Raw genomic sequence first — 11,813 nt, forward strand, 5'->3', positions numbered from 1 at the left:
CGACGGCGGTGGCCGCCCGACACCAGGGACGACCACCGCCGTACTCGTGGGGCCTCAGACCAGCAGCAGTTTGCCGGTGGTGCCGCGAGAGGTGAGGGCCTCGTGGGCCCGGCCCGCCTCCTCCAACGGGAAGCGTCCGCCCACGCGCACGTCGAGACGCCCCTGCTCGACCAGCTCGAACAGGTCGCGGGCCCGGCCCAGCAGTTCCTCGCGGCCGGCGACGAAGTGCGCGAGCGAGGGACGGGTGAGGTAGACCGAACCGGCGCCGTTGAGCCGCTGCGGGTCCACCGGTTCCACCGGGCCGCTGGCTTGCCCGAACAGGGCCAGCACTCCGCGCGGACGCAGCGAGGCCAGGCTCGCGTCGAAGGTGTCCTTGCCGACGCCGTCGTAGACCGCCGCGACGCCTTCGCCGCCGGTGAGGTCACGGACGGCTTCGGCCACCGGGGCCTGGGTGTAGCGGATGATCTCGTCGGCGCCGGCGGCGCGGGCGACGGCCTCCTTCGCCTCCGTGGAGACGGTGCCGATCACCCGGGCACCCCGGGCCTTGGCCAGCTGGGTGATGAGCAGACCGGTACCTCCGGCGGCGGCGTGCACCAGGATGGTCTCGCCCTCGGCCACCGGGTGCACGGAGTAGGTGAGGTAGTGGGCGGTCATGCCCTGGAGCAGCAGCGCGGCGGCCTGCTCGTCGGAGACCCCGTCGGGGATGGGGACCGCCAGATTCGCGTCGACGGTGGCGCGGTCCGCGTACCCGCCGGGCGCCATCGCCCAGCCCACGCGTTGCCCCACCGCGAAGTCGGTGACGCCCTCGCCCACCGCCGCGATCGAACCCGCGGCCTCCATCCCCGGAACGTACGGCAGGTCCACCTGGTAGGCGCCGCTGCGCTGGTAGACGTCGATGAAGTTGACTCCGCGGGCCGCCACGTCCAGCAGGATCTGCCCCGGGCCGGGGGAGGGGTCGTCGATCTCCTGTGGGCGCAGGACCTCGGGTCCGCCGAACTCCTCCATCACGATGGCGCGCATGTCGTCTCGTCCTCCCTGTCGCGGTGACCGTGGCCTTGACGCTAACGTGCCCGCCGCCAAGAGGGAACGCCCGCCTCGGACCCGGAAAGGGCCGGGGCGGATTCGCTACTCGACGTCGATGCGGTGCAGCGCGAAGTCGGTGTACGCCACTGCGATCGGGTCGTTGCCACCCGCGGCCCGTTGGATCAGACCGATCATGCGGCGTTCGTCGTCCTCCAGGTCCCGGTTGTCCGGTAGCGGCTGCTCGTCCACGGTGCTCAGCGCGAGTTCGTCGTTGATCCACAGGCGCAGGTCCATGTACGGGTCCTCGCCTTCCTCGGCCACGTACTCGCAGGCGAACTTGAGGTTGTTGGTGACCAGGTCGCCCAGCTTCGCGCCGTAGGGAAGGCCCCCGACCTCGCTCTCCTCGTCGAACAGGTCGTAGGTCTGGAACCCTTCGATCTCGGTGTTCGACGCGAGCGCGGTGTTGCCGCTGTCCTCGGTCACCCGACGGATCTGGGCCTCGCCACCATCCAGGCGCATCTGCGCCTCGTACATGGTGCCCTCGTCGTCGTTCTGTCCCCAGCAGTAGGCGCCGGTGGTCGCCTCGCTCGGGCCCGAGAGCGGCGCCATGGTGGCGCTGATGAGGACCTGCGGGGGCGTCTCTCCGGTGGAGGGGACGGTCGCGCCTTGGCTCTCCTCGAACGAAGAGTCGAGCGAGAGCACCATGGCGTTCTGCTCGTCCCAGTACCCGACGTCGTTCATGTCGGGGTACTCGGGGTCGAAGTCGTAGGCGCTCGGCCAATCGGGGTCCGTGGCGAAGTCGGTCGTGTAGATGCTCGTGACGTTCTCCGGAGGGGCGTCCGACCCGGAGAACAGCGCGACGCCGCCGATGGTGGCGACCAACACCAGCGCCACCGCACCACCACCGATGATCATGAGTTTGCGCCGGCCGGCACCGGAGGCGCCGTTCGCCGGCTGTCCGGGGCCGTTCGGGACGCCGGGGCCACCGGGGCCGTTCGGGAGGCCGGGACCACCGGGGACGTTCGGGCCGCTGTGCATCCCGTAGGCGGCTTGACCGTACGTGGGCGCTTGCCCTTGCCACCCCACCTGTCCCGGGCCGTGTTGGGGGCCGGACTGAGGGTGGGCGCCGTGACCTCCCATGGGGCCTTGCTGGTGCCCTTGCCGGTGGAAGGCCTGGGTCCCGGGCGCACCGGGGACGCCCGGCTGCCCCTGGGGGCCGGAAGGACCCTGGAACCCGGGCTGCCCCGGGGCGCCCGGCCCGCCCTGGTGCGTGGGTCGAGTGTGCGGCATGACCGGACCACCGATGGGAGGGGCGACGCCCCCGTTGGGCGTCTGCTCCCGGCCGGGGCCCTGAAGGTGTTCGGTCGGCACCTGGTCCGTGGGGACCGCACCCGTCCACTGCGGACCGGATTCCCCCGAGGGCGGGGCGCCCGCCACCGGAGCGCTGCTCGGCGGCGCCCAGGAAGTGCTGATGGTGCGCCGGATCTCCGACTCCTGCGGGGTCTCCTGGCCGGTCAGCTTGGCCAGCAGCTGCTGGGAGGAGGGGCGTTTGGCGGGGTTCTTGTCCAGCGCGCCCCCGACCAGCTCCAGCAGGCTCGGGTCCAACCCGTCCAGCTTGGGTTCGGCCGAGGAGATGTTGTGCAGCACCGCGGGCACCGTCGCCGCGTCGAAGGGCGCGTTCCCGATGCCGGCGAACGCCACCAGGCATCCCCAGGCGAAGATGTCGGCGGCGGGTGTGGCCTGCTCACCGAGGAGTAGTTCCGGCGCCATGTAGGAGGGCGTGCCCATGAGCTGGCTGGAACGGGTGATGCCACCGCTGGAGTCGTCCAAGGCGCGGGCGATGCCGAAGTCGATCACCTTCGGTCCCACGGTGGACAACAGGACGTTGGCGGGTTTGAGGTCGCGGTGGATCACCCCGGAGCCGTGGATGGCGGTCAACGCCGCGGCCACGCCCATCGCCAGACCCTCCAGGGTGCCGCCGCGCATCGGCCCCTGCGCGCGCACCGCCTCGTCCAGGTTCGGTCCGGCCACGTACTCCGACACGATGAACAGCGGCTCGCCCTCCAACCGGGCGTCGATGACCCCGGCGGTGGAGAACCGGGCCACCCGTCGCGCCGAGTCCACCTCGCGGGCGAACCGTTTGCGGAACGATTCGTCGTCGGCCAGGTCCGGGTGGATGAGCTTGACGGCGACGGAGCGGCCGGTGGAATCCTCGGCGAGGTAGACGGTGCCCATACCGCCGCGTCCGAGCCGGCTGATCAGGCGGTAACCGCCTAGTTCACGCGGGTCGCCCGCGCGCAGGGGTTTGCCGCTGGGGTTGCCGTTGGACGTCACAGTCGGGGGTCCTCACAAATCGTGTGATAAGCGCCTATCAGCGTACCGATGTCCGCACCTCGGCGCGTTTCGGTGGGGTGTGATCCCGCTGGAGGCGAAACGGTTCTGCCGGTGAGGAGCACCGGGTCGGACGGGACATGGGGCGAGGAATCCACGGTCACTCTTCGAGGATCCGCTCGACCCGGAAGTTCTCGTACAGCACTCGGAACGGGGACGTGCTCTGACCTCGGTGGTACTGCACGGCTTGGCGCTGGACGTATTGGTGGTCGGCGTAGTCGTCCGGGTAGGGCTCCTCGTCCACCGCGCTCACCGCGAGTTCGTCGTTGACCCACATCCGGACCTCGGCGGTCGGAGCCGCACCCTCCTCGCCCGGGGTGAACTCACAGGCGAGCTTGATGTTGTTGCTCACCGGCTCCGGTTCCTCCCCACGGGTCGCGGCCTGGTCCGCTCCGTCGGTGGGGACGGCGGGGTAGGGGCGGAACTCCGAGACCTCGCCCTTGGCCAGTTCCTCGGGATCCCAGGAATCGTCGGCCAGGGTGCCCGAGATCTTGTCGATCACGGCCTCCGCGCCGTCCGCCCGCAGCCAGGCACGGTAGGTCGCCGTGTAGTCCTGGTCCGGGTGGTCGGGGGAGCCGTTGGTGTCGTCCTCGTCCAGTTCGGCGTCGGCCGGGTGCAGGTCGCGGATACAGCGGAGGCCGACGGTCAGGTAGTCGTAGCCCTCCAGCACGTGGACGTCGGTGGTGACCAAGAGCCGTTCGGTGGTGTTCACATCCTGGGTGTAGGGGGCCATCCAGTTGCCTCCGACGCTCGGATCCAACTCCGCGTTGGGGTCCATCGCAATGATGATCCCCTCGCCCGGCGCGTAGCCGCTGGCATAGGGGTCCTCGTCCTCGTCGTAGAGGGAGCCGCCCCACCCGGGATCGATGGCGAAATCGGAGCCGTACAGGGTGGTGAGATTCTCCGGGGGCGCGTCGTTCCCCGCCGCCAAGGCGAAGGTGAGACCGGTGATCAGGGCCACGGTGCCCGCGCCGGCGCCGACCCCGATGAGGAGCCCGCGGCGTAGGGAGGGGGCTCCGCCGGAGCCCTGTGCGGTCCGGGCCGGAGGTGGGGCTGTGACCGGCGGCGGCGTCCAAGTGGCGCTGATGGTGCGATCGGCCTCCTCCTCCGAGACGCCGGATCGCCCCACGAGCCGATCCAGGATCGTTTGGGCGCTGGGTCGGTTCTCCGGGGTCTTGTTGAGGGCCTGGCGCACCAGGTCCACCACGGCCGGGTCCAGCCCGTCGAGCCGGGGTGCGGCCGTGGTGATGTTGTGCAGGACCGCCGGGACCGTGGCCGCGTCGAAGGGCGCCCTGCCGGTGCCGGAGAACGCCACCAGGCAGCCCCAGGCGAACACGTCCGCGGCGGGGGTGGCCTGGTGGCCGTGCAGGAGTTCGGGCGCGATGTAGGAGGGGGTGCCCATGAGCCGGCTGGAACGGGTGATGCCGCCGGCTCCTTCCAAGGCGCGGGCGATGCCGAAGTCGATCACCTTCGGGCCGACGGGGGAGAGCAGCACGTTCGCCGGTTTGATGTCGCGGTGGACCACCCCGGAACGGTGGATGGCGGTGAGCGCCGCCGCCACGCCCATGGCCAGTCCTTCGAGGTCGCCGCCGTGGAGCGGGCCGTGTTCGCGCACCGCCCGGGACAGGTCGGGGCCCGGGACGAACTCGGAGACGACGAACAGGGGGTCCCCGTCCAAACGGGCGTCGATGACCCCGGCGGTGGAGAAGCGGGCCACGCTGCGGGCCGTGTGGACCTCACGGGCGAAGCGCTGCCGGAACGAGGGGTCCTCGGCGAGGTCGGGATGGACGACCTTGAGCGCCACCTGTCGTCCGGAGGGGGCCGCGGCCAGGTACACGGTGCCCATGCCGCCGCGCCCCAGTCGGCGCAGTACGCGGTAGCCGCCGATCTCCGTGGGGTCGCCGGGATACGGGGTGGTGGGGCCGTCGTGCCCGTTGAACATGTGCGGTGCCTCGTGGGGGGTCGTCGGGTGGCGCCGGGAGGCCACGATCCTCGCACGTCCGTGGAACGGAGGGCCTCCCGGTCGCCGATGCCGTTGAGACGGAAACAGTTCCACGAGGGCCTCCTCTTCGCTAGTATTCGATCACACGTTCGAATGCCTGTTCGTACTTCCCCGCGAATGGGCACCCCGGCGGTGTGCCCGCACACCGCCGGACGCCAATGGAGGAGTCGGTCGATGCTGGGGGGAACGGTTGTGGGGCGGTACTACGGAGCGGACGTCACGGTCGTGGAGGACGACGGCAGGCCTACCCGCTTCGTGTGGGACGGACGGGTCTACGGGGTGCGCAGGATCATCGACCAGTGGGTGACCCTGCGCCGGGACTGGACACCGGGTAAGCGCTCTCAGGTGCCCGAGTGCCGGCACTGGAGGGTGGAGGCCGGCTCGGCCTACTCCCAGGGGGTGTACGAACTACGGCACGACACCACCACGGGTGAGTGGCTGCTCTCCCGGGTGTGGGGATGACCCGGGGGAGATCAGGGGGCGGCCGGGCCGGTGCCACCACCGACCCGGCCGCCCTCGTCTACGGGGTCGTCTTCAGGTCCGTGGGCAGGTCCGTGGGCAGGAGGCTGTACACGGCCAGGTCGGTGCGGCCCTCGTTCAACGGCATCGCGTTGCGCTCCACGCCCTCATGGACGAACCCGGTGGTCTCCGCCACCCGACGGGAGGCGGTGTTGCCCACCGCGGCCTTGATCTCGATCCGTTGGAAGCCCTGTTCGATCGCCCAACGGGACACCGCGACGACCGCCTCGGCGGCGTAACCATGGCCCCGTCCCCACGGTGAGATCCAGTAACCGACCTCGGTGACCTTCGCCGGCCACTCGGTGCGCAGCAGGGCCGCCGAACCGACGAACCGGCCGCTCTCGCGTTCCAGTACCGCCCAGTGCTGGCCGTCGCCGGAGGTACGGATGGCCGGCGCCACGTGCAGACAGAAGCTCTCCGCACTCTCCCGGGTGTAGGGCTCGCCGGGGGCCGGCAACGGCACCCAACGCTGGAGGTCGGGGTCCACGCACGAGGCGTACACGTCCTCGATGTCGCGTTCGAGTACCGATCGCAGCCGGAGCCGCTCGGTCTCCAGGATGGCCGCGGGCATGATCGGGGTGCTCTGAACGATGGTCATGGTGGGCTCGGCCCTTCCTTCTTCGAAACGCGTCACGCACCGACGGCGCGGCGGCAGCGCTCACGATAGCCGCGCCGGCCAGGGTCGCCGCAACCGGATATCGAGGTGATCACCCTCGTGACCTGCAAAAAGAGGCCTCCGTCACAGGGGCGCTAGAGCAGGCCGCGGGCCACCCGCTCTCGGATGGCGGAGTCGAACACGTCGGCGAAGGCGTTGCCGGGGCACTCGGTGTCCAGCCAGTCCCGGTGCCGGGCCACCGCCTCCTGCGGGGTGACCGCGCCGGTGTCCGGGTTCACGTACTCGATCTCCCGAGCCGGGTCCACGCCGGTCAGCGCGCACAGCACCCGCAGCACCGTCACCAGTGAGTCCTGGGCGGCGCGAGTGGGCACCTCCTCGGTGAAGTCGCCGAGCAGGCACACCCCGATGTTGGCGTGGTTGAAGCCCGCCGCGTGGCCGGCCGTCACCGAACGGGCGTGGCCGGGCAGCGGCACTCCGGAGAAGACCGGGATCCCGTCCTCGCCCGAGTGCCGACCCTCGTAGACCACGCCGTCGGGGTCGATGAGCAGGTGGTAGCCGATGTCGCCCCAAGCCTGCTCGGCCGCGTGGAGTCGATACACCGCACGCACGTCGGCGGCGTGGTCGTCGGTGGTCGCCATGGCCGTGTGGTGCACGGTCAGCGCCTGGACCCGATGGAACTCGGCCGGCCAGAGGTCGTCGCCGTCCTCGCCGAAGCGCAGGGACTCGTCCGCGCCCCAGCCCGCCCGCGTGCGCACCGGCAACAGGGAGGTGCCCGACAACGACCGGTACTCACCGCCCTCGGCGGAGAGCGTGGTCCGCTCCGGTCCACCGAAGGCGAGCGGTTCGCCGTCGCGGACGTTCACCGCGGTCAGGTCGGAACCGTCGGCGCCGCGTACCTGGTAGCCGATCGCGCCTTCCGGGGCGCGCACCATCGCGGTGGAGTTCGGGTCGAGGTGGTCCGGTCCTTCGGTGTGGAAGTGCAGCTCCCGCCAGGAGCCCCACCCGTCGGGGAGTTCGAAGCGCACCGAGGCGCCGGAGGCCCGCTGGGGCGACCGGGAGACGGAGACCAGGTCGAACCGGCGGTCGGGGCGTACGGGGGAGCCGGTGGAGGTGGTGGTCTCGGTGAGTACCCGGGGGACGGCCCGGGTGTCGGAGCCCTGTGCCGAAGCGGCCGTAGGGGTGAGCAGCGCGGGGGCCAAGGAGCCGAGGCCCGCCGCCGCTGTGGCGGTGGTCAGGAAGGTACGCCGTCGCATGTGTGTCCGTTCTTTTCGCCGACTGTGTCCTTCGCGGGGCAGGGCGTCAGGGGACGGGGACCGGAACAGCCTGCCACAAGCGTGTGAGGTACGGCACGAAAACGGATTTCCGGTGCCCGTTCCGCACCGTTCGTGCCGGTCCGGTGGGCACACGGTCGAACACAACGGCCACACTGGCACCAGAAGCGACATCGGTACGTGGGAACGGGCGGGGCGTTGGAACAGACCGGCGGGCACATCGACGACGGCCACCACGACCTGCGGCACCATGGCGACTCCGAGGTCGGTCCCGGCCTGCTCGACCTGGCCGTCAACGTCCGTGGTCGCACCCCGCCGGCCTGGCTGCTGGGTCGGATCACCGACTCGCTCACCGACCTCGGCTCCTATCCCGACCCCGCGCGGGCCCGCGCGGCCTTGGCCCGGCGGCATCGGCGCGATCCCGACCAGGTCCTGCCGACGGCCGGCGCGGCGGAGGCCTTCGTGCTCATCGCCCGGGCGCTGAACCCCCGCAGGGCGGTGGTGGTCCACCCCCAGTTCACCGAGCCCGAAGCGGCGCTGCGCGCCGCCGGCCACCGGGTGGACCGGGTGTTGCTGCCGGCGCCCGACTTCCTCCTGGACCCGCTGGAGGTCCCCGAGGACGCCGATCTCGTCATGGTGGGCAACCCCACCAACCCGACCTCGGTCCTGCACCCCGCCGAGTCGATCACGGCGTTGGCCCGCCCGGGGCGGATCCTGGTGGTGGACGAGGCCTTCGCCGACTGCGTTCCGGGCGAACCGGAGTCCCTGGCGCACCGCACGGACGTGCCCGGGCTCGTGGTGGTCCGCAGCCTCACCAAGACCTGGTCGCTGGCGGGGTTGCGGGCCGGCTACGTGCTCGCCGCACCGGACCTGGTCGCCCGGCTGGGCGAGGCCCGGCCCTTGTGGTCGGTCTCCACCCCGGCCCTGGTCGCGATGGAGGCGTGCGTCACCTCCGAGGCCCTCGCGGAGGCGGAGGACTGGGCCCGTGGTCTGGGGGAGGAACGTCGAGCGCTCACCGAGGACCTGGTGCGTTCCGGGCTCACCGTGGCCCCTCACGCGAGGGCATCGTTTCTGCTGGTCAGGGCGATGAACGGTGAATCGTTGCGGCTACGGTTGCGAGACGCGGGCATCGCGGTCCGGCGCGGTGACACCTTCCCCGGACTGGGACCCGAGTGGTTCCGTGTGGCCGTGCGGGACTCCGGTACACGACACGCGCTGACGCGGACTCTGGCACAGTTGATGGTGACTTGAGGGCCCGGCGGTGTGCCGGGAACGGGTTGCCCGGGGGTCGGAGGGACCCCCGCTGAGCGGCGCGAACGCCGCGGACTACGCTGGTTCGGATCCATGCCGGACCGGGCCGGAACGGGCAGCCCACGGACCTCTGCCTTCGGGGAGCGACCATGACCAACGATGACCGCGAGGACGCCCGTCACGGGGAGGACGAATCCTCCGAAAGACGGCGTGGCAGGACCTCGCCGGGCCTCGGCCCACGACTGGGCGGTCTGCTCGACGGGTTACCGGAGAGTGGCAAGGGCGCCCAGAGCACCTCGGGCGCACCGGCCGCGGAGGGGGAGGAGACGCGGTCCGCGCCGGACAACCCCTTCCGACGGATCCTCCAGGAACCGGTGGCGCCCACCCGGCAGGTGCGTCCCGCGCCATTGCCCGTGCCGCCCAGAGGCATGGCACCGGAACCAGCACCCGAACCGGAGCAGGCACCCGAACCCGCGCCGGAGCCGGAGCCCGCGCCGGAGCCCGAACCCGCACCGGAACCGGCGCCTGAACCCGCCCCCGCACGGGCACCGGAGACGGCACGCCCCCCCCGGCCCAACGTCATCCCCTTCCGCGGCGGGTCCCACCCGGCGACACAGCCGCGGTCACCCCTCGCACCCCGGACCGATCCCCCGCCGGAACAGGCGCAAGAGCCGCCCTCCGCGCAGGGCTCCACCGAACCCGACACAGCCATGAACGTCGGCCACACGGACCAGGTCCCCGAGGCCACCGAACCAGCAGAGCAGAGCGACACCGTGCACGCACACGAAGCAGCGGCCTCCTTCCCGGAACCGCGGCACACCGGGCCGCCTCGGGCGGGTGAGCCCGCCGGGGACGCCCGCGGCCGGCCCGCCCCGGTCCCCGAAGCGCCCGCCGACGACGCCTGGCGGCACACCGGCCACGACTTCGACGACGCCGAACGCGCCGCCGTCTACCGTGCCATCCGCGAACGCCGCGACGTCCGTGCGGGTTTCCGGCCCGACCCGGTCCCCGCCGACGTGCTCACCCGTGTCCTGGAGGCCGCCCACCAGGCGCCCAGTGTCGGACACACCCAGCCCTGGGACTTCCTGGTCATCGACGACCGGGACCTGCGCACCCGGGTCCGTCACCTCGCCGAGCAGGAGCGCGACTCCCACGCCGGAGACCGGCCCGGCACCCGTGCCCACGCCTTCTCCGGCCTCAAGGTCGAGGCGATCCTGGACAGCCCGCTCAACATCGCCGTGACGGTCGACCCCACCCGGGGCGCGCACGCGCCCGGGCGCCACGCCAAGCCCGCCTCCTACTCGGCCGCGCTCGCCGTCGAGAACCTGTGGCTGGCCGCCCGCGCCGAGGGACTCGGCGTGGGCTGGGTCGGCATCACCGACGAGCGCGGTGTCGCCGATGTCCTCGCCCTCCCCTCCCACCTGGAGGTCGTCGCCTACCTGTGTGTGGGCTACGTCGACGAATTCCCCACCGAACCCGAGCTCAGCCTCAGCGGCTGGGTGAAGGGACGCCCCCTGTCCTGGGCGGTGCACCGTGACCGCTACGGTCGCCGCGGTCTGCCCGGCCAGGAGCCCATCACCCTCCTGGAGGAGACCATCACCGCCATCGGAGCGCTGAACGCCCGAGCCGTGGAGGAGGCCAGAGACCGGCAGGCCAGGATGACCAAGCCGCCGGGGTCCCTCGGGGTGCTCGAAGAGGTGTCGGTGCAGCTCGCCGGGTTGGCGGGGGAGTGCCCGCCGCCCATCCCCGAACCGGCCGCCGTCGCGGTGTTCGCCGGCGACCATGGTGTGTACGCCCAAGGGGTGACCTCTTGGCCGCAGGAAGTCACCGCGCAGATGGTGCAGAACTTCATCGACGGCGGTGCCGTGGTCAACGCCTTCGCCGAACAGGTGGGCGCCGAGGTGACCGTCGTGGACGTGGGCGTGGTCGGTGACCTGCCCTCGGCCGCCGGGTTGCTGCCCCGCAAGGTCGCGCGAGGGACCGCCGACTTCACCCAGGGTCCGGCGATGAGCCGCGAGCAGGCGCTACAGGCCCTCGAAGGTGGGATCGAGGTGGCCCGAGACCTGGTGTCGGCGGGCAACCGTTGCCTGGTCACCGGGGACATGGGGATCGGTAACACGACCCCCGCCGCGGCCCTGGTGTGCGCCTTCACCGGCGCCGACCCGGCCGACGCCACCGGGCGGGGCACCGGTGTGGACGACGCCACCTACGAACACAAGGTCGAGGTGGTCCGCAAGGCCTTGGTCGCCAACCCGGTGGACCACGAGGACCCGATCGGTACCCTCGCCGCCCTGGGCGGTCTGGAGCACGCCGCGCTGGCCGGGTTCATCCTGGGCGCCTCCGCGCTGGGGGTGCCGGTGCTGTTGGACGGGGTCATCGCCGGCTCGGCCGCGCTGGCCGCCGCCGCGATCTCCCCGGACTCGCTGAGCGCCTGCTTCGCCGGGCACCGGTCCACCGAGCCCGGCCACGGCATCGTCCTGCACCACCTGGGCCTGACCCCGTTGGTGGACCTGGAGATGCGCCTGGGCGAGGGGTCCGGGGCGCTGTTGGCGCTGCCGCTGCTCCAGGCTTCGGCTCGGGCGCTGCGCACCGTCGCGACCTTCGACTCCGCCGGGGTCTCCACCGCCCAGTGACCTGATCACCAGCGACATGGAACGATGACGACGGGGCTCCGCCACCTGATCCGGTGACGGGGTCCCCCGCGTCGATGCGGTGTGAGTCACCCCGCTCTGTGTTCGCC

At 71.8% G+C, this 11,813-nt stretch carries 8 protein-coding genes; 3 read left to right on the plus strand and 5 right to left on the minus strand.

What is annotated here, in order from left to right; translation table 11 throughout:
* Positions 1-54: 54 nt before the first annotated feature.
* From BQ8420_RS22085 to BQ8420_RS22095, 3 genes are all read right to left on the minus strand, one after another.
* Positions 55-1,020 carry a quinone oxidoreductase gene (locus BQ8420_RS22085; RefSeq protein ID WP_087101064.1) on the minus strand — a complete coding sequence of 322 codons (966 nt, stop codon included), beginning with the start codon at positions 1,018-1,020 and terminating at the stop codon, positions 55-57.
* 105 nt (positions 1,021-1,125) lie between these two features.
* Positions 1,126-3,357 (minus strand): serine/threonine-protein kinase, encoded by a 2,232-nt coding sequence (locus BQ8420_RS22090; protein ID WP_087101065.1) that lies wholly within the window; start codon positions 3,355-3,357, stop codon positions 1,126-1,128.
* A gap of 157 nt (positions 3,358-3,514) precedes the next feature.
* Positions 3,515-5,356 (minus strand): serine/threonine-protein kinase, encoded by a 1,842-nt coding sequence (locus BQ8420_RS22095; protein WP_087101066.1) that lies wholly within the window; start codon positions 5,354-5,356, stop codon positions 3,515-3,517.
* Between the two features lie 234 nt (positions 5,357-5,590).
* On the opposite strand from BQ8420_RS22095, the gene BQ8420_RS22100 reads away from it, so the two are divergent.
* Positions 5,591-5,878 carry a DUF6504 family protein gene (locus tag BQ8420_RS22100; protein WP_087101067.1) on the plus strand — a complete coding sequence of 96 codons (288 nt, stop codon included), beginning with the start codon at positions 5,591-5,593 and terminating at the stop codon, positions 5,876-5,878.
* 58 nt (positions 5,879-5,936) lie between these two features.
* On the opposite strand, the gene BQ8420_RS22105 is transcribed toward BQ8420_RS22100, so the two are convergent.
* Complete coding sequence (locus BQ8420_RS22105; RefSeq protein ID WP_087101068.1) at positions 5,937-6,533, minus strand: GNAT family N-acetyltransferase; 597 nt, start codon at positions 6,531-6,533, stop codon at positions 5,937-5,939.
* 152 nt (positions 6,534-6,685) lie between these two features.
* Complete coding sequence (locus tag BQ8420_RS22110) at positions 6,686-7,804, minus strand: peptidoglycan recognition family protein (RefSeq protein ID WP_087101069.1); 1,119 nt, start codon at positions 7,802-7,804, stop codon at positions 6,686-6,688.
* 198 nt (positions 7,805-8,002) lie between these two features.
* On the opposite strand from BQ8420_RS22110, the gene cobC reads away from it, so the two are divergent.
* Together cobC and cobT are read left to right on the plus strand one after the other, a co-directional pair.
* Positions 8,003-9,073: an Rv2231c family pyridoxal phosphate-dependent protein CobC gene (gene cobC / locus BQ8420_RS22115; RefSeq protein ID WP_235006421.1), complete on the plus strand. Its 1,071-nt coding sequence runs from the start codon at positions 8,003-8,005 to the stop codon at positions 9,071-9,073.
* Positions 9,074-9,222: 149 nt separating this feature from the next.
* Positions 9,223-11,706: a nicotinate-nucleotide--dimethylbenzimidazole phosphoribosyltransferase gene (gene cobT, locus BQ8420_RS22120; RefSeq protein ID WP_087101071.1), complete on the plus strand. Its 2,484-nt coding sequence runs from the start codon at positions 9,223-9,225 to the stop codon at positions 11,704-11,706.
* Positions 11,707-11,813: the final 107 nt, after the last annotated feature.

Source organism: Nocardiopsis sp. JB363 (genome assembly GCF_900143625.1).
Classification (GTDB): Bacteria; Actinomycetota; Actinomycetes; order Streptosporangiales; family Streptosporangiaceae; genus Nocardiopsis.